The organism is Microbacterium luticellae (assembly GCF_050408645.1).
In the GTDB taxonomy this organism is placed as follows: Bacteria; Actinomycetota; Actinomycetes; order Actinomycetales; family Microbacteriaceae; genus Microbacterium.
The window spans coordinates 249,320-265,975 of record NZ_JBNTKE010000001.1; the positions used below are offsets into that span (position 1 = coordinate 249,320).

At 58.6% G+C, this 16,656-nt stretch carries 19 protein-coding genes; 12 read left to right on the plus strand and 7 right to left on the minus strand.

The window, feature by feature from the left end; translation table 11 throughout:
* The first annotated feature begins 20 nt into the window (after positions 1-20).
* Genes ACQUSW_RS01215 through ACQUSW_RS01230 form a run of 4 tightly spaced genes read left to right on the plus strand, consistent with a single transcriptional unit; the run spans position 21 to position 3,615 of the window.
* Positions 21-617 (plus strand): biotin transporter BioY, encoded by a 597-nt coding sequence (locus ACQUSW_RS01215; protein WP_428930467.1) that lies wholly within the window; start codon positions 21-23, stop codon positions 615-617.
* On the plus strand, positions 601-1,353 hold the full coding sequence (locus ACQUSW_RS01220) for an energy-coupling factor ABC transporter ATP-binding protein (RefSeq protein WP_428930468.1): 753 nt from the start codon (positions 601-603) through the stop codon (positions 1,351-1,353). The genes ACQUSW_RS01215 and ACQUSW_RS01220 overlap by 17 nt, the downstream gene beginning before the upstream one ends.
* Positions 1,350-1,967 (plus strand): energy-coupling factor transporter transmembrane component T family protein, encoded by a 618-nt coding sequence (locus tag ACQUSW_RS01225; protein ID WP_428930469.1) that lies wholly within the window; start codon positions 1,350-1,352, stop codon positions 1,965-1,967. Before ACQUSW_RS01220 ends, ACQUSW_RS01225 begins: the two co-directional genes overlap by 4 nt.
* Before the next feature lie 49 nt (positions 1,968-2,016).
* Positions 2,017-3,615 (plus strand): ABC-F family ATP-binding cassette domain-containing protein, encoded by a 1,599-nt coding sequence (locus ACQUSW_RS01230; RefSeq protein ID WP_428930470.1) that lies wholly within the window; start codon positions 2,017-2,019, stop codon positions 3,613-3,615.
* A gap of 34 nt (positions 3,616-3,649) precedes the next feature.
* Here ACQUSW_RS01230 and ACQUSW_RS01235 read toward each other — a convergent pair whose 3' ends face one another.
* Together ACQUSW_RS01235 and ACQUSW_RS01240 are read right to left on the minus strand one after the other, a co-directional pair.
* On the minus strand, positions 3,650-4,465 hold the full coding sequence (locus ACQUSW_RS01235; RefSeq protein ID WP_428930471.1) for an SURF1 family cytochrome oxidase biogenesis protein: 816 nt from the start codon (positions 4,463-4,465) through the stop codon (positions 3,650-3,652).
* A 184-nt stretch (positions 4,466-4,649) separates the two neighbouring features.
* A complete protein-coding gene (locus ACQUSW_RS01240) occupies positions 4,650-5,009 on the minus strand; it encodes a DUF3099 domain-containing protein (protein ID WP_428930472.1) in 360 nt (119 codons plus the stop codon).
* A gap of 133 nt (positions 5,010-5,142) precedes the next feature.
* Here ACQUSW_RS01240 and ACQUSW_RS01245 point away from each other — a divergent pair, with 133 nt between their 5' ends.
* On the plus strand, positions 5,143-5,853 hold the full coding sequence (locus ACQUSW_RS01245; protein ID WP_428930473.1) for a beta-ketoacyl-ACP reductase: 711 nt from the start codon (positions 5,143-5,145) through the stop codon (positions 5,851-5,853).
* 21 nt (positions 5,854-5,874) lie between these two features.
* On the opposite strand, the gene serB is transcribed toward ACQUSW_RS01245, so the two are convergent.
* Both serB and ACQUSW_RS01255 read right to left on the minus strand, forming a co-directional pair.
* Positions 5,875-6,510, minus strand: coding sequence for a phosphoserine phosphatase SerB (gene serB, locus ACQUSW_RS01250; protein WP_428930474.1), 636 nt, complete (start codon positions 6,508-6,510; stop codon positions 5,875-5,877).
* 20 nt (positions 6,511-6,530) lie between these two features.
* Complete coding sequence (locus ACQUSW_RS01255) at positions 6,531-7,775, minus strand: glucose-1-phosphate adenylyltransferase (protein WP_428930475.1); 1,245 nt, start codon at positions 7,773-7,775, stop codon at positions 6,531-6,533.
* A 46-nt stretch (positions 7,776-7,821) separates the two neighbouring features.
* Between ACQUSW_RS01255 and glgA the strand changes: the two genes are divergently transcribed.
* The 3 genes from glgA (at position 7,822) to ACQUSW_RS01270 (ending at position 10,194) form a co-directional block, all read left to right on the plus strand.
* Positions 7,822-9,006, plus strand: coding sequence for a glycogen synthase (gene glgA / locus ACQUSW_RS01260; protein WP_428930476.1), 1,185 nt, complete (start codon positions 7,822-7,824; stop codon positions 9,004-9,006).
* A 17-nt stretch (positions 9,007-9,023) separates the two neighbouring features.
* A complete protein-coding gene (locus tag ACQUSW_RS01265) occupies positions 9,024-9,809 on the plus strand; it encodes an ABC transporter ATP-binding protein (RefSeq protein WP_428930477.1) in 786 nt (261 codons plus the stop codon).
* Positions 9,810-9,942: 133 nt separating this feature from the next.
* Complete coding sequence (locus ACQUSW_RS01270; protein ID WP_428930478.1) at positions 9,943-10,194, plus strand: type B 50S ribosomal protein L31; 252 nt, start codon at positions 9,943-9,945, stop codon at positions 10,192-10,194.
* A gap of 86 nt (positions 10,195-10,280) precedes the next feature.
* Here ACQUSW_RS01270 and ACQUSW_RS01275 read toward each other — a convergent pair whose 3' ends face one another.
* Entirely contained in the window at positions 10,281-11,000 is a 720-nt protein-coding gene (locus ACQUSW_RS01275) for an exonuclease domain-containing protein (protein ID WP_428930479.1), read from the minus strand.
* A gap of 59 nt (positions 11,001-11,059) precedes the next feature.
* Here ACQUSW_RS01275 and ACQUSW_RS01280 point away from each other — a divergent pair, with 59 nt between their 5' ends.
* Positions 11,060-11,977: an alpha/beta fold hydrolase gene (locus ACQUSW_RS01280; RefSeq protein ID WP_428930480.1), complete on the plus strand. Its 918-nt coding sequence runs from the start codon at positions 11,060-11,062 to the stop codon at positions 11,975-11,977.
* On the opposite strand, the gene ACQUSW_RS01285 is transcribed toward ACQUSW_RS01280, so the two are convergent.
* Entirely contained in the window at positions 11,922-12,398 is a 477-nt protein-coding gene (locus ACQUSW_RS01285) for an Lrp/AsnC family transcriptional regulator (protein ID WP_428931248.1), read from the minus strand. The genes ACQUSW_RS01280 and ACQUSW_RS01285 overlap by 56 nt on opposite strands.
* A gap of 168 nt (positions 12,399-12,566) precedes the next feature.
* On the opposite strand from ACQUSW_RS01285, the gene pdhA reads away from it, so the two are divergent.
* From pdhA to ACQUSW_RS01300, 3 genes are read left to right on the plus strand one after another with little or no spacing between them, the layout of a single operon-like run.
* Complete coding sequence (gene pdhA / locus ACQUSW_RS01290; protein ID WP_428930481.1) at positions 12,567-13,679, plus strand: pyruvate dehydrogenase (acetyl-transferring) E1 component subunit alpha; 1,113 nt, start codon at positions 12,567-12,569, stop codon at positions 13,677-13,679.
* A 1-nt stretch (position 13,680) separates the two neighbouring features.
* Positions 13,681-14,691 carry an alpha-ketoacid dehydrogenase subunit beta gene (locus ACQUSW_RS01295; RefSeq protein ID WP_428930482.1) on the plus strand — a complete coding sequence of 337 codons (1,011 nt, stop codon included), beginning with the start codon at positions 13,681-13,683 and terminating at the stop codon, positions 14,689-14,691.
* A complete protein-coding gene (locus ACQUSW_RS01300) occupies positions 14,688-16,058 on the plus strand; it encodes a dihydrolipoamide acetyltransferase family protein (protein WP_428930483.1) in 1,371 nt (456 codons plus the stop codon). Before ACQUSW_RS01295 ends, ACQUSW_RS01300 begins: the two co-directional genes overlap by 4 nt.
* On the opposite strand, the gene ACQUSW_RS01305 is transcribed toward ACQUSW_RS01300, so the two are convergent.
* Complete coding sequence (locus ACQUSW_RS01305; protein ID WP_428930484.1) at positions 16,055-16,654, minus strand: histidine phosphatase family protein; 600 nt, start codon at positions 16,652-16,654, stop codon at positions 16,055-16,057. The genes ACQUSW_RS01300 and ACQUSW_RS01305 overlap by 4 nt on opposite strands.
* Between the last annotated feature and the right edge of the window lie 2 nt (positions 16,655-16,656).

The following is a 16,656-nucleotide window of genomic DNA, read 5'->3' on the forward strand; positions in this document are numbered from 1 at the left end:
GATTGTGCATCAGGAGCCCCATGTCTTCTTCGACCCCCTTTGAGCCGCGTGACATCGCTCGTATCGCAGTATTTGCCGCCATCATCATCGCGTTGGGGGCGGTTATTATTCCTCTTCCCGGGGGTATTCCCATTACCGGCCAAACGCTCGGGGTGATGCTTGCCGGGGCCATTTTGGGGGCGCGGCGTGGCACTCTCGCGGTTACTGTCGTTCTCGTGCTCGCGGCTATCGGGTTGCCCGTACTCGCCGGCGGTCGGGGCGGACTGATCGTGTTCGTCAGCCCCACGTCGGGGTACCTCATTGGTTGGCTTGCCGGCGCATTCATCACCGGACTCATCGCGCACAGCGGCGCAAAAATTTCGTGGCTACGCACGCTGGCGGGTGCCGTCATTGGGGGAGTGCTTGCGGTGTACGCCTTCGGCATTCCCGTACAGACCATCATGATGAACCTTCCACCGGATGCTGCGCTGTTGGCCGCGGTGCCGTTTCTTCCGGGCGATCTCATCAAAGCCGTCGCAACCGCTGTGCTCGTTTCTGCTCTGTACCGCGCCTATCCACGGGCATTTCCGTTCTCGTCAAAAGCAGTCGAGCAGGAGAAACATGTGGCGTCGGCGTAGAACTCTAGCGGCGGGCGCTGCTGCGCAGCATCCGGAATCAGCAGACCCCACAGAGCACGTTATTGATGTGCGCGATGTGGGTGTGACTGCTGATGGGCACCGCGTACTGAACGCCGTCAGTGTGACGCTGAGGGCCCCCACCACCGCCGTGATCGGGGCTAACGGATCAGGAAAGTCGACGTTTGCGCGACTACTCAACGGACTCGTCTTGCCGACAACAGGTAATGTCGTGGTGCACGGTGACGATACACAGCACGCCCGCGAACGAGTGCGTTCTCACGTCGGGTTTATTTTTGCCAACCCCGAGGCGCAGATTCTTATGCCGACCGCCCGAGAAGACATTGCACTGTCACTGCGTAGCCACGGGGTTGCCAAAAACCTTATCGATGAGCAAACCCAGCGGGTGCTCGAAAACTTTCGCCTTCACGAGCATGCCGATCAGCCTGCGTACAGTCTTTCTGGTGGTCAAAAACAGTTGCTCGCTTTGGCCGCTGTGCTGTCGACCTCACCCACAGTCCTCGTGGCTGATGAACCCACAACGCTGTTAGACCTCGCACATTCCACCATGATGAGTGATTTGTTGATTGATTCGGTCACCGCACAGCGGATTATTGTGACGCACGACCTAGAACTTGCTGCTCGCTGCGACGAGGCCATTCTGTTTGACGGCGGCACCGTGACCGCTCACGGAGAAGTCGGTGACGTCATTGGGCAGTATCGCCGGAGCTATGCATGATTGCGCTGTACCGTCCGGGTAGCGGGTTTTTGCATCGCCTATCGGCTGGTGTCAAGCTTGCCCTTCTTGTCGCGGCCACGGTGGTTGCCGTTGCTGTATCGCAATCGGCTCTGGTTGCCTGGGTGGCGATGGGGGTCGCGCTACTGCTGTATCCTCTGGCGCGCGTGTCTTTTGCTGCATGTGCTGTTCCGCTGTGGCAGCTGAAGTGGTTGCTGCTTCTGCTCACAGTGTTGCTGTGGGTGTTTGATTCAGCAGAGGCTGCGGCAGTTGCTGTGCTGCGAATCACCACGGTGCTCGTGTTGGCTTCGCTTTACACGGCAACAACTCGCATGGGCGACACCATGGAGGTTATTCAGGCGGTTGTGCGTCCGCTCGAACGGTGGGGAGTGAGCCCGGATGCTGTCGCGCTAACGATTTCGCTGACGCTCACGGTCGTGCCTGTTGTGGCGGGATTTCACGCCGCAACACGAGAAGCACAGCAGGCTCGAGGAGTACGGCTGCGCATCCGAGCTGTTATTCCGCTTCTGGTGATGGCCATGCGATACGCCGACGACGTCGGCGATGCACTGGTTGCCCGTGGTGTGCTGGTGTCGACGGGTGAGCGATATAGTTGAGGGTTGGCGTTCGCCATTTTTCCTTCTTCTCTGCTGATCGGAGCATGCCGTGCTTGCTGTGCATGACCTCGCCATTCGCGTCGGTGCACGCCTGCTCATGTCCGACGTCTCGTTTCGTGTCGCGGCAGGAGACAAAATCGGTCTTGTTGGGCGCAATGGTGCGGGTAAGACGACTCTCACTAAAGTGCTTGCCGGTGACGTTCTGGCCTCGGAAGGCAAAGTTGAACGCTCCGGTGAACTGGGGTATTTACCGCAGGACCCTCGCTCGGGAGATCCCGAAATGCTGGCGCGCACACGAATTCTTGACGCGAGAGGTTTGGGCACACTCACGCTGGGAATCGCGCAGGCAACCGAAGAGATGGGGTCTTCTGATACCGCCGTGGCAGAAAAAGCCATGCGACGCTTCGCCCAGCTTACCGAGCGCTTCGAAGCCGCTGGCGGCTATGCCGCTGAAGCTCAGGCAGCATCCATTGCCCACAACCTCTCGCTGCCCGATCGCATTTTGAACCAGCCTCTCAAAACGCTTTCGGGAGGCCAGCGTCGCCGCATCGAACTGGCACGCATCCTGTTTTCTGAGGCCGACACGATGATTCTCGATGAGCCCACGAACCACCTCGATGCCGACAGTGTTGTGTGGCTCCGGGAGTTTCTCAAGAACTATCGGGGTGGTCTGATTGTGATCAGCCACGATGTTGAACTTGTCGGAGAAACTGTCAACCGGGTGTTCTATCTTGACGCCAACCGACAGGCGATCGATATTTACAACATGGGCTGGAAGCATTATCTTCGTCAGCGCGCAGCCGACGAAGAACGCCGCAAAAAAGAGCGCGCGAACGCTGAAAAGAAGGCCTCATCGCTGCAGCTGCAGGCCGCCCGATTTGGTGCTAAAGCATCGAAGGCTGCCGCTGCTCATCAGATGATGGCGCGGGCAGAAAAGCTGCTCGCCGGGCTCGACGACGTACGTCAAGAAGACCGGGTAGCAAAGCTGCGTTTTCCCAAGCCCGCCGCATGCGGAAAAACGCCGTTACAGGCATCCGGTCTGTCAAAATCGTATGGGTCTCTAGAGATTTTCACCGATGTCAATCTTGCTATCGACCGCGGCTCGAAGGTTGTTGTGCTGGGCCTTAACGGTGCCGGAAAAACAACACTGCTGCGCATACTCGCGGGCGACGATAATCCCGATACCGGGCAGCTTGAACCCGGTCACGGATTAAAAATTGGTTATTACGCCCAGGAGCACGAGAACCTTGATGTCTCTCGATCTGTGCTCGACAACATGATGTCGGCAGCCCCTAATATTACGGCGACCGAGGCACGAAAAGTTCTTGGCTCGTTTCTTTTTACAGGTGACGACGTCTTGAAGCCTGCGGGGGTTTTGTCGGGCGGAGAAAAGACGCGCCTGTCTTTGGCGACGCTCGTTGTTTCTTCTGCGAATGTTCTTTTGCTCGATGAGCCAACAAACAACCTTGACCCCGCCTCACGCGAAGAAATCTTGGGTGCTCTCGCGCACTACGAGGGTGCTGTTGTGCTGGTTTCGCATGATCCCGGTGCTGTTGAGGCGCTCAACCCCGAACGTGTCTTGATTCTTCCTGACGGGGTTGAAGACATTTGGAACCAGGAGTATCAAGAACTGATTGAACTGGCCTAACACCAGGATTCACGACCGGATGCCGCGGCACAGACTAGCCGCCCTCGGCTGCATCAAGTAACTCGTCTTCGGCCGAAGCATCGGCGTCACGGCGGCGACGTTCGCGTACAGCGTTGTGTTCTTTACCTTCACGTCGATTATGCACCTCAGTGCGAATGACGTACGAGATAAACGCAAAACCCATGATTGCAAACAGAATCCATTGGATCGCATACGACAGGTGTGGCCCTGGGTCTTCCGTCGGCGAAGCCAAAGCCTGCGGCCGTTCGGCAGCAGCCGGAGTCTCGCTCACAAGTTCGCCATAAGCACTGGTGACGACATCGCCGCCCACCTGCTGCGCCACGGTAGCAACGTGAATGGTCGGAACCTGGCCCTGCGGAGCCGAGCGTCCCGAAGGCGGAAGTGGCTCGCTCTGACGCAGCCGCACAACAACCTCTACCTCACCGGACGGAGGCGCCGGAGGAGGCTGAGGTTGGGAGTCTTCGGTGGGAGCAACCCAACCCCGATTAACAATGAACGTAGTGCCATCGTCGGAGCGAAAAGGTGTTAGCACCTCGAAAGCGCTCGTCCCGCCATGCGGACGGTTCCGAACAAAAACTTCCGCGTCTGCGTCATACTCACCGTGCAATAGGACGGGACGCCATTCATCGTCGGCGTCCAGCGGCGTATCAACAGAAATGAGTTCCGACTGCGGCACAGGTACAGCATCGTAGTTCTGCTCGACCAGGGCGATTTGCGAGGCTCGCTCTTCATTACGAGTGAACTGCCAGTTTGCTAAAAAAGCGCACAGGATCGCAAAAACAACGGCGATAACGATATAGCCCGTCCACCGTAACGCCGTGTTTTTCACTCCGCGACTCCTTCACGAACCTCGACGGGAAAGTTTCTGTTACGCAAATAGTCGTACAAAAAAGTGCGGTGTTCCTCGCACGCGAACCAAACTTTTTCGCGGTCGGCACTGTGAATACGCGGGTTACGCCAAACAACACGACACACGGCTGCTGCGCGGCATCCGGCTCGTGAACACTGAACGCTCACGCGCTACCGTCCGTGCGGTCAGAACGCGATGATTCCTGCACCGTAATGATCGGGGGTTGTGCTGTCGTCTCGGGTGCTGAGGTGCCAGCGTCGAGCATGAGCTCGGGCGACTCGATCGGTGTCTCGGATGAGTCGGCGCCTGCGTTAGCAATCACCACGGCAAAGTAGGGCAAAAAGACCGCGCCCAAACCAAACACCACCGTGTACCAGCTATACGGCGTGACAACCACCATCAACACAAAGCACACGACACGGATCGTCATGGTAATGACGTACTGTCGTACACGATGCTGCGCCTCTTCTTGTGGTGCCTGCGGCAAAGACGTCAGCGAGGGTGCGTTTTTCGACCTTTTCACGATGCCCTTTCGATGATGCTTCCAGCCTACGCCGGGCAAGCTATGACGGCGCACCATTGACCCAGCCCCCAGCAAACATTCAAGGTCGCTAGGCTGGGGCAGGTTGTTCACATTTGTCTTATCGGGAGAGTTCATGAGCACACAGCGTGTCGTATTGGTTACCGGCGGCAACCGTGGAATTGGTTACTCAATCGCGGAACGCTTCGTGCGCGATGGCTACGCTGTAGCGGTCACCGCACGCAGCGGCGAAGGCCCCGAGGGCGCGCTGACTGTGCGGGCCGATGTCACTGACTCTGCCTCATTAGACGCTGCATTCTCTGAGGTTGAACAAAAACTCGGGCCTGTCGAAGTCGTCGTCGCCAACGCCGGCATCACGAAAGACACGTTGCTATTGCGCATGAGTGAAGATGATTTTGACAGCGTCGTTGCGACCAACCTCGGCGGTACGTTTCGTGTGGTCAAGCGCGCCTCGAAGGGAATGATTCGCCAACGTTTCGGGCGAGTCATTCTGATCTCGAGTGTCGTGGGCCTCTACGGCTCGGCAGGCCAAACAAACTATGCCGCTTCCAAGAGCGCACTCGTGGGCTTTGCCCGCTCGTTGACACGAGAGCTCGGAGCACGCGGAATCACCGCCAATGTGGTTGCCCCGGGATTTATTGAAACAGACATGACGGCAGAGCTTCCCGAAGAAACACAGAAGCAGTACCGCCAGAGTATTCCCGCGGCACGCTTCGCTACCCCCGATGAGGTAGCAGGGGTTGTCACGTGGCTTGCATCCGACGACGCCGCCTATATCTCTGGCGCCGTTATTCCTGTTGACGGGGGTCTCGGCATGGGGCACTGAAGCCCCCGCGGCATCCGGATGCTACGGAAGCAGCGCGATCACAGCACGGAGGTCGCGCGGACCGATGACCACATCGGCGGCCTGGCGCACGGCAGGCTTGGCGTTAAAGGCAACGCCAAGCCCGGCAGCGGCCATCATGCGAAGATCATTCGCGCCATCACCGATCGCGAACGTGCTGCCTATAGCCACACCGAGTTCTTCGGCCCATTCGCGTAGGGTGTGAGCTTTGGCTTCGGCATCGACGATGGGGCCGTCGACGGCTCCTGTGAGCACACCATCGCTGGCCATCAGTCGGTTTGCCCGCCAGCGGTCAACACCCAGCTCCGGTGCAATGTGGTCGAGAACTTCATGAAATCCGCCCGATACCACGCCAACGACTCCGCCGCGCTCGTGCACGGACGAGATGAGTTCTGCTGCCCCCTGTGTCGGACGAACACGGGCGCGTACACGGTCGAATGCTGCAAGAGGCACGCCCTGCAGTGCTGCAACTCGTGAACGCAAGCTCTCAGAGAAGTCAATCTCGCCACGCATGGCCGCCTCAGTGGCGGCCTGAACTTCTTCGCGGCGTCCGGCCTCATCGGCAATGAGTTCAATAACTTCGTCGTGGAGCAGGGTGGAATCAGCGTCGAGAACGACAAGAAAACGAGCAGCGGTCACCCTACGAGAGTACCGGGTCGCTAGGGATCGATTCGAACGCCCTTACCAACGACCGTGATTCCTGAGTCGGTCACGGTAAACCCTCGTTCACGATCGCGCTCTCGATCAACACCGACGGTTGCGCCGTCAGCCAGTTCGACATTTTTATCGAGGATTGCACGGTGCACGCGCGCGCCGGCGCCCACACGAACGTGGTCGAAAAGCACCGAATCTGTGATGGTCGATCCTCCTGCGGCTAGCGTCCACGGCCCCACAACGCTGCGCTCGAGGTGAGTGCCCGACAGCACGGAACCGAGCGAGACGATGGAGTCAATGGCATTACCGATGCGGCCTACAGAATCGCGAACAAACTTCGCCGGTGGCGAGTTGATTGCCTGCGAGTAAATAGGCCAATCCATGTTGTACAGGTTAAAAATCGGCAGGGTCGAAATAAGATCCCGATGCGCATCGAAAAACGAGTCGATGGTACCCACGTCTCGCCAGTACGCACGGTCACGTGGCGATGATCCCGGCACTTCGTTGTCACGCATATCGTAGAAGCCTGCTTCTCCGCGAGAAACGAAGTAGGGAATGATGTCGCCGCCCATATCGTGGTCGGAGGATTCGTTGTTCCCGTCGTGTTCCACCGCGGCGATGAGAGCATCGGTGTCAAAAATATAGTTCCCCATCGAGGCCAAGATTTCATGAGGAGAATCGGGGAGGCCCTGCGCATCCGAAGGTTTTTCGAGAAACTCGCGGATCCGCCCTGAACCATCGGGCTCAACGTCGATCACACCAAACTGGTCTGCCATAGCGAGCGGTTGCCGGATGCCTGCCACGGTTGCTTGCGCCCCCGAAGCAATGTGGGCTTCGAGCATTTGACGAAAATCCATCCGATACACGTGGTCGGCACCGATGACAATGACAATATCGGGACGCTCATCATTGATGAGGTTGAGACTCTGAAGGATCGCATCAGCAGAGCCTGAGAACCATCGCTTACCGAGGCGTTGCTGCGCGGGAACAGATGCAACATACGAGTTCAGCAGCGCAGACATCCGCCACGTCTGCGAAATATGCCGGTCAAGACTGTGCGATTTGTACTGGGTGAGTACGACCACCTGACGCAACCCAGAATTTATGAGGTTGGATATCGCGAAGTCGATAAGTCGGTACTGGCCACCAAACGGCACAGCCGGTTTGGCCCTATCGATTGTTAAGGGCATGAGCCGTTTTCCCTCACCGCCGGCGAGGATGATCCCGAAAACCTTCTTTGGTATCGACATGGCTCCACCATAGATCCCCTGGGCACTGTTGTACTAGCGTTCAGACATGCGAGTTGACATCATCACGAAGGAATACCCGCCAGAAATTTATGGCGGCGCGGGAGTTCATGTTTCAGAACTGGTCGCCGCACTGCGCACCCGGCTCGATGTTCGCGTTCGAGCCTTTGGATCCTTGCGCGACGAGCCGGGCACATCGTCGTATTCAACGCCGGCACAACTGCGCGATGCCAACCCTGCGCTGCAGACTCTGGGCACCGATATTGAGATTGTGGCTGACACTCAAGGAACCGATCTGGTGCACAGCCATACCTGGTACGCGAATTTTGCCGGGCATATCGCAGCACAGCTTCATGGAGTGCCGCATGTTGTGACGGCGCACAGTCTTGAACCTCTGCGCCCGTGGAAAGCAGAGCAGCTCGGCGGCGGCTATCGGGTCTCGAGCGGAATAGAAAAGGTTTCGTTTGAGCATGCTGACGCCGTCATCGCGGTGAGTAACGGTATGCGGCGTGATATTGAACGCTGTTACCCCGACATCGATCGCGACAAGATCCACGTGATTCATAACGGCATCGACACAAAGAAGTGGCGTCCCGTTGACAACCCCGATTTCTTGCGCTCGCTCGGTATTGATCCGGATCGCCCCGCTGTTGTTTTTGTCGGCCGAATCACGCGGCAAAAAGGTCTGCCTTATCTGTTGCGCGCCGCAGCACTGCTGCCACCCGAGGTTCAGCTGGTGCTCTGCGCGGGAGCACCAGACACCCCGGAGATTATGAATGAGGTTCGAAGCCTTGTTCAGAGTTTGCAAACCACGCGCCAATCCGTTGTGTGGATCGATAAAATGCTGCCGCGCGAACAACTCTCGGCAATTTTGACCTCGGCAACGGTGTTCGTGTGCCCATCGATCTATGAGCCTTTAGGCATTGTGAATCTGGAAGCCATGGCATGTGGGGCGGCGGTGGTGGGAACCGCCACGGGGGGAATTCCTGAGGTCATTGCCGACGGCGTAACCGGACTCCTCGTGCCCATTGAACAGCACGACGACGGAACGGGCACACCGCTGGATCCGGATGCTTTTGTTCAGGCTCTCGCAGCCGGAATTACCGAACTTGTTTCTGATCCCACCCGGGCCCATGAATTCGGTGCGGCTGGTCGAAAGCGCGCAGAATCGGCGTTCAGCTGGTCGACAATCGCCGACACCACCGCGGCGCTGTACCGCGAACTTCGCGCATGACCCGATAGGCTGACCACATGCCTGGCGTCCTCGAATTTACGGATGTCGTCGTGCGTCGCGACGGCAAAAACATTGTCGATAATGTCTCGTGGTCGGTACACGATGACCAGCGATGGGTGGTGTTGGGCCCTAACGGTGCAGGAAAGACCACCCTGCTACAAATGGCCGCGTGTTTGATGCACCCCACCTCGGGCCGGGTCGATGTGCTTGATGAAACGCTCGGCCGCACCGACGTTTTCGAACTACGGCCGCGTATCGGCTTTGCTTCGTCGGCCATGGCTCGTCGCGTACCCGCACAGGAAAGTGTGCTCAACACCGTTATGACTGCTGCTTTCTCTGTGGTGGGTCGCTGGCGTGAGCAGTATGACCCGATCGATGAACGGCGTGCGAAGCGAGTTATCGAACAGTGGGGTCTCGCTGACCTTGCCGATCGTGCGTTCGGAACGCTCAGCGATGGTGAACAAAAACGGGTACAGATTGCCCGTGCCGTGATGACCGATCCCGAACTGCTGCTGCTCGACGAACCGACGGCAAGCCTTGACCTGGGTGCACGCGAAGAACTGCTCGCTATGCTCAGCGGTTACGCTCAGTCACCGACAACCCCTGCCATGGTGATGGTCACGCATCACGTCGAGGAAATTCCCGTGGGCTTCACACACGTGATGCTGCTCAAAAATGGTGCAGTCGTATCTGCCGGGCCCATCGCAGAGTCGCTGACGGAAGAGTCGCTGAGCGAGACGTTCGGCATGCCCATCGCACTGCGTGAACATGCGGGCCGCTATTCTGCCCGCGCCCAAGAATAAGCTGCCGCACGTGGCCGGGGCGTTCCGTGCACCTTTTCGTGCGCGCGCACCGCATCACGTCTGGTAAGCTTCTTCGTTGGTGCTTGTTGCGCCACGAGACTTTTCCCCTATCAACCGCTCGCAAGGATTTCGCATGAAGACTGACATTCACCCCAACTACCAGGCCGTTGTTTTCCGCGACCTCGGTTCGGGCGAGACCTTCCTGACACGTTCAACCGTCTCAAGCGACAAGACGATTGAGCTCGACGGTGTCGAATACCCCGTTATCGACGTAGAAATTTCGTCGGCATCGCACCCGTTCTACACGGGCAAGCAGCGCATTATGGACTCGGCCGGTCGTGTCGAGAAGTTCAACCAGCGCTTCAAGAACTTCGGCGGAAAGTAAGTCACGCCATATAAGGAGGGGCTCGCAGCTGCGAGCCCCTCCTTATGTTTTATATGCGCACTATGTTTTATATGCGCATCGGGATTTTATACATGCGCGGGCCATGCTCCATTGACGCTCTCACCCGGAGCCATTCGGCCCACACGAATGAGGTAGTCGGTCAGACTCGCTGATTGCGTGCGTGCCCACTCCATTTGTGCGCGGTGAAATGCGTGCGCATCGCCATCATGCTGCTCGGGAAATGCCCGGGCTAGAGCCAGAGCAACACGGCCGGCTGCCTCAGCATCGGCCGAGGCTTCGTGACTGTTCGTGAGCTCGATACCGTAGTGCTCGGCAACCAGCGCGAGGGTTCGTTTACCACGCCGATACTGATCGCATGCTTTATCAACCACGAGCGGATCGATAATCGGTCCCGGTGAATCGAGCGGTGTGTGGCCGTGACGGAGAGCCTCATGGTGAAGAAGGGTGAAATCAAACGGTGCGTTGTAGGCAACCACCGGTGTGCCTGCGGCAAAAAGTTCGGCGAGAGCCGCAACGATCTCTGCCACACTCTCAGCAGCAGCAGCACCATGGCTGCGCGCGTGGTCTGTTGTAATGCCGTGGACCGCAGCCGCTGCATCCGGAATCTCAATGCCCGGATCAAGCAGCCAGTGCCGCGCAGACACCCGACGCCCCTCATGGTCGAGTACACCCACGTACGCCGTGACTATTCGGTCTGTCGAGGGCTGAACACCCGTGGTTTCGAGGTCAAAAACACCGACCGTGCGCATCCAACTAGGAAGCGCACGCAAAGCAGAAGTGGTCATATATCGAGACTACGGCGTACCTGTGACACTGCAGATTCGGCCCACCGTAGACTCAACGGGTGACCTCGCCCTACGCACCCCGTTTAGCAGACACCAGCGTCAAGCAGCACCAGGTATCGCTGAGCACCGGTACGACGCACTACTGGGAATACGGCCCCGCCGACGCCCTCACCACGATCGTCGTTGTGCATGGCTTCCGTGGAGATCATCACGGGCTCGAGCCCGTGATTGCTTATGCCCCAGACGTCAGGTTCATTGCACCCGACCTCCCCGGATTTGGGCTCTCACCGCCGCTGCGAGCCACGCCGCACACGATAGATGCGTATGCGCAGTGGCTCAGTGAATTCACGCATGCAGTAGCTCCTGGCGCATCCGTACTCGGGCATTCCTTTGGCTCCATCGTTGCCTCGGCTGCGCTATCGGGCGGGCTTGCCACCTCAAGTCTTATTCTGGTGAACCCCATCGGTGCCCCGGCATTAGAGGGGCCCCGCGGCATTCTCACCCGAGCAGCGGTGCTGTACTACGCTCTCGGCGCCCGCCTACCGGAAAAGTGGGGGACAGCGCTTCTTCGCAGCCCCCTCATCGTGCGGCTCATGAGCACCGCAATGGCAAAAACAAAAAACCGTCGCCTGCGTCGCTTCATTCACGAGCAGCACGATCGTTATTTCTCACTGTTTGCTGACCGCACTGTGCTTCATGAGGCCTTCATAGCCAGTGTCTCTCACGACGTTCGTGAATATGCCGGTGCGATCGCTGTTCCTACTCTGCTCATTGCCGCGCAGAACGATGATATTACGCCCATCCACGCTGTGCGCGAACTCCGACAGATGTTTGATCAGGCAGAACTTATCGAGATAGCCCATGTAGGCCACCTCATCCATTACGAGGCGCCGGCCGAAGCGGCAGCGGCTATCGACCGTTTTATAGGTTCTCGCGACGAGCAAGACCCACAAGTCCACCCGTCCGGAACGGAATAACTTCGCCCATAGCGAGCGAGGTCTCGGTGCGTTCAACACCATCGATCGAAAGAATGCGCGCATCCGTGTCAAAAAGGTGCCGCGCATCACGGCACGCCACGCGCGCCAAAATATCGACCGTGCCGCTCAGGCCATGCGCCTGAACGATCTCGGGAACACGCGCCAGTTCAGAGATAATGCGCGGTAAATCAGTCTGACGCACACTGATACTCACGAAAGCCTGCAGAGGAAAACCCAGCACCGCAGGAGAAAGTGACCGCTCAAACGATAAAAAAATGCCGGTCTGCTCTAAACGCGCCAGTCGAGCCTGCACCGTGTTGCGTGAAAGCCCCAGCTTCTCGGCCAGAGCGACCACGGTAGCGCGATGATCATCGGCAAGAGCATCGATGAGGTCAAGGTCAATCCGGTCAAGGGTTGGCATAATGCCCAACTTTAGCAGCAGCATCGGGGCAAAAGATTGACAACATGCTCGCCGCATTCGTGGATGCTTGGGCTAGCTGATAACCCGACGTAGCATCACAGTAGCGGCGAAGACGCCGTGAACTCCAGTGTGGCCCCACAAGGGCCTGCTTGATGAAGGAGGACGACGATGTCACTCAGCATCACCCGGCACCTCGATACCGGGGCCGAACCTAACACGATCCTGCAGGTACTGACCCCTGAAGGAACCCGTCACCCCGACCCAGTTCTTGACCCGCATCTTGGCGACGTCGACGACGAGAAGCTCCGCGGTCTCTACCGCGACATGGTCGTATTACGCCGCATTGACAGAGAAGGTGTGGCACTCCAACGTCAAGGCCAGCTGGGACTGTGGGCTCCCTGCGAAGGTCAGGAAGCAACTCAGATCGGGACGGGCCGCGCACTAGCCGCAAAAGACTACGTTTTTCCGAGCTACCGCGAAACCGGACTCGTTTACGTTCGCGGAGCACAACCCGGCGACTATGTGCGCATGTGGCGGGGCGAAGAAGGCGCTGCTTTTGATCCGGCGGCGCTCTCTATGGCCCCCCTACAAATCATCATCGGTGCTCAGACCCTGCATGCGGTCGGCTACGCCATGGGTATTAAGCACGAGCGTGCCGATGAAGTCGCGGTCACCTACTTTGGTGACGGTGCGACGAGTCAGGGCGATGTCAACGAAGCCCTCATCTTTGCCTCTGCTTTTCAACTACCCGTCGTTTTTGTTTGTCAAAATAACCACTGGGCTATTTCTGAGCCTGTAACCGTACAGTCTCGTTTTCCGCTCGCGGGGCGAGCCCCCGGCTTCGGTATTCCGAGTCTGCGGTTTGACGGCAACGATGTTCTTGCGTCACTGGCGGCTATGCGGTGGGCCCTTGAGCACGCACGTACCGGTCAGGGACCCGTGTTTCTTGAAGCCGTCACGTATCGCATGGGCCCACACACCACCGCCGATGATCCCAAGCGCTATCGCGATGCCGACGAACTCGAACTCTGGCGGCAAAGAGATCCCCTTACTCGGGTCGAAGCATATTTGGCAGCAAAGAATGCGCTCACCGACGAACACCGCGCCGCGATCCAGAAAGAAGCCGACGACATGGCGCGGTCCATGCGCGAAGCCTGCCTGTCGATGGTGACACGTGAACCCCTCGCTGTTTTTGACAACGTGTATTCGGCGCCGCATCCGGGATTGGAAGCGCAACGCACAGCGTTTGCCGACTATCTTGCATCGTTTGAGGAGGCCTAAAATGACCACTCTTACTATGGGTAAAGCCATTAATGCCGGTTTGCGCCGCGCCATGGCCGACGATAGCCGCGTGATTCTGCTGGGCGAAGACATCGGCCAACTGGGCGGAGTGTTCCGCATCACCGACGGTCTGCTCGACGAATTCGGTGCGGAGCGGGTTATCGACACCCCCCTTGCTGAGTCGGGAATCGTCGGCACCGCAGTGGGGCTTGCCATGCGTGGGTACCGGCCCGTTGTTGAAATACAGTTCGACGGATTCGTCTACCCGGCATTCGACCAGATCGTGTCGCAGGTGGCAAAGCTGCACTACCGTACGCAAGGAAAACTGCGCATGCCCATCACCATCCGTATTCCATGGGCCGGGGGAGTAGGGGCAGCCGAACACCACTCAGAGTCGCCCGAAGCCTACTTCGCACACACCGCGGGGCTGCGTGTAGTTGCTGTTTCTCAGCCACAAGACGCATACCAGGTGCTTCGTCAAGCTATCGCCAGCGATGACCCGGTTGTATTTCTCGAACCCAAGCGGCTGTATCACAGCAAGGGCGAGGTCGATCTTGATGCGCCTCTCGACGATGCTGTTCCTATGGGGCTTGCTACTGTCGCACGCGCCGGCACCGATGCCACCGTCGTCGCCTATGGCGGAATGATGAAGACGGCCATGGACGCCGCCGAAGCCGCTGCCGATGAAGGAATCTCGCTCGAAGTGATCGACCTGCGATCGCTCTCACCGGTTGACTACGACACGGTCGCCGCATCGGTACGAAAGACTGGCCGCGTCGTCGTGGTTCATGAGGCATCGCGTGAAGCAGGTCTGGGCGCAGAAATTGTTGCCAGCATTACCGAGCAGTGCTTCTTCTACCTGGAAGCCGCACCACAGCGTGTCACCGGACACGATATTCCCTACCCGCCTGCAAAGCTCGAGAAATATCATCTTCCAGACCTCGATCGCATTCTCGACGCCGTCGACCGCGTGCGAGAACAGCCGGGCAGCGTCATGGAGGAAGCCCAGTGAAAAAAGAATTTTTACTCCCCGACCTCGGAGAAGGCTTGACAGAAGCCGAGATCGTGCAGTGGATGGTCAAGCCGGGCGATACTGTCGCTCTCAACCAGACACTGGCCGAGGTAGAGACGGCAAAAGCGGTCGTCGAACTGCCCTCACCGTACGAAGGCTCCGTGCACGCACTGCACGCTGAACCCGGTCAAACAGTTGATGTGGGTGCTCCACTCATCGAGTTTATTGTTCCGGATGCAGCAGCCGATAGCCCGAGCGACACCACAAGCGATGGACAGGCTGACGGTGAAGAACAAGCGCAACCGAACCTGGTGGGCTATGGCGCGGCACCCACGTCTGGCAAACGCCCGGCGAGGAGACAAAAGCGCTCAGCTCCGGCTCAGCCCGCCGCCGACCCCGTGCTGACGGCTGCACCACATGATGCAGTGGTGAGTATCGAACCGGAAGAACTACCTGCGGACCGCCCCCGATCGACACCGCCCGTGCGCAAATATGCCAAAGACCACGGGGTCGACCTCGCCCTGGTTGCCGCTGAAGTGGGTGACCGCGTTATTGCCCGCGAAGACGTCGATGCGTACCGAAAAAAGATCGGTGAACGCGCGGCAGCCGCCAACGCCACCCCCTCAGCCCCGTCAGCGGCACAGCCACACACGCGCACAGTTGGTGAGCGTAAAACCACACGGGTTCCCATCCGCGGCGTGCGACGACACACGGCAGACGCCATGGTGCGCAGCGCGTTTACCGCCCCGCACGCATCACTGTTTCATACGGTCGACGTCACAGCTATGTCGGAGTTTGTGGCGGCACTCCGTGCCGACAAAGCGTGGGGAGAGCACCGCATCGGCCCGCTCGCGGTCGTGGCTAAGGCCGTGTGTCTGGCTCTGCCGCAGCATCCGGGTGTGAATGGTTTTTGGGATGACACAGCCGGCGAAATCGTCGAGAACCATTTTGTTGATCTTGGAATCGCTGCCGCGACCGACCGTGGCCTAGTCGTGCCCATTATTCGCAACGCTGAGACGATGAACCTGCGCGAACTCTCGGACGCCATTCGTCAGCTCGCCGCAACAGCGCGCCAGGGAAAAACCGCGCCCGCCGACATGCAGGGGGGTAATTTTTCGATCACTAACATCGGTATTTTTGGTGTCGATACCGGCACCCCCATTCTTCCCCCCGGCCAATCCGGCATTCTGGGAGTGGGTGCGGTACGCAAACAGCCCTGGGAATACCGTGGCGAAATTGCGTTGCGCGACGTTATGACACTCAGTTTGTCGTTCGACCATCGCCTCGTCGATGGATCAGAAGGAGCCTCTTTCTTGCTCGCGGTTGCCCAAATGCTAGAAAACCCCGCGCGGGCGATGCTGTACTAGGCGTCTACCGACTGGGCGTCGTAGGAGTGAATGCAACGCAACCCATCGGGATCCATCACGAACCGGTGCAGAGAACCATTGAGAATACGCTGGCCTTCGGCGGGGAGACTCCCGCCGGAGGCATGCTCGAGCAGCGCGCGAATCACACCGCCATGAGCAACCACAATGAGCGATTCGGCGACCGGCGCGGCACGGCGACGAGACTCACGAGAAATCTCTTCTAGCGCGGTAAGTGCCCGATCGGTGACCTCATCGAAGGTTTCTGAACCGGGCACCGTCGTGTGCCAGGTCGAGTATTTCTCAATGTATTCTTCGACCGGAATACCCTCTGCCTCGCCGAAGGTGCGCTCACGCAGCCCCGCATGAAGTTCCGGTTCTGCTAGCCCGAGAGACTGCGCAATGATTTGCGCGGTCTCATGAGCGCGCGATAGTGGGCTCGCCCACACCCGGTGATGGTAGCCGCCACTGAGCTCCGCCGCGGCTCGGCGTGCGTCATCGCGTCCGGTATCGTTCAGCGGAATATCGGTAGCGCCCTGAATGCGACGGGCGAGATTCCAATCCGTTTGGCCATGGCGTACAAGAGTGAGAAGAGTCACAA

Bases quoted from the DNA above. Each gene is read 5' to 3' on its own strand.
- ACQUSW_RS01215 (WP_428930467.1), top strand. From the start codon at position 21: ATGTCTTCTTCGACCCCCTTTGAGCCGCGTGACATCGCTCGTATCGCA.
- ACQUSW_RS01220 (WP_428930468.1), top strand. From the start codon at position 601: ATGTGGCGTCGGCGTAGAACTCTAGCGGCGGGCGCTGCTGCGCAGCAT.
- ACQUSW_RS01225 (WP_428930469.1), top strand. From the start codon at position 1,350: ATGATTGCGCTGTACCGTCCGGGTAGCGGGTTTTTGCATCGCCTATCG.
- ACQUSW_RS01245 (WP_428930473.1), top strand. From the start codon at position 5,143: ATGAGCACACAGCGTGTCGTATTGGTTACCGGCGGCAACCGTGGAATT.
- ACQUSW_RS01255 (WP_428930475.1), bottom strand. From the start codon at position 7,775: ATGTCGATACCAAAGAAGGTTTTCGGGATCATCCTCGCCGGCGGTGAG.
- glgA (WP_428930476.1), top strand. From the start codon at position 7,822: ATGCGAGTTGACATCATCACGAAGGAATACCCGCCAGAAATTTATGGC.
- ACQUSW_RS01265 (WP_428930477.1), top strand. From the start codon at position 9,024: ATGCCTGGCGTCCTCGAATTTACGGATGTCGTCGTGCGTCGCGACGGC.
- ACQUSW_RS01270 (WP_428930478.1), top strand. From the start codon at position 9,943: ATGAAGACTGACATTCACCCCAACTACCAGGCCGTTGTTTTCCGCGAC.
- ACQUSW_RS01275 (WP_428930479.1), bottom strand. From the start codon at position 11,000: ATGACCACTTCTGCTTTGCGTGCGCTTCCTAGTTGGATGCGCACGGTC.
- ACQUSW_RS01285 (WP_428931248.1), bottom strand. From the start codon at position 12,398: ATGCCAACCCTTGACCGGATTGACCTTGACCTCATCGATGCTCTTGCC.
- pdhA (WP_428930481.1), top strand. From the start codon at position 12,567: ATGTCACTCAGCATCACCCGGCACCTCGATACCGGGGCCGAACCTAAC.
- ACQUSW_RS01295 (WP_428930482.1), top strand. From the start codon at position 13,681: ATGACCACTCTTACTATGGGTAAAGCCATTAATGCCGGTTTGCGCCGC.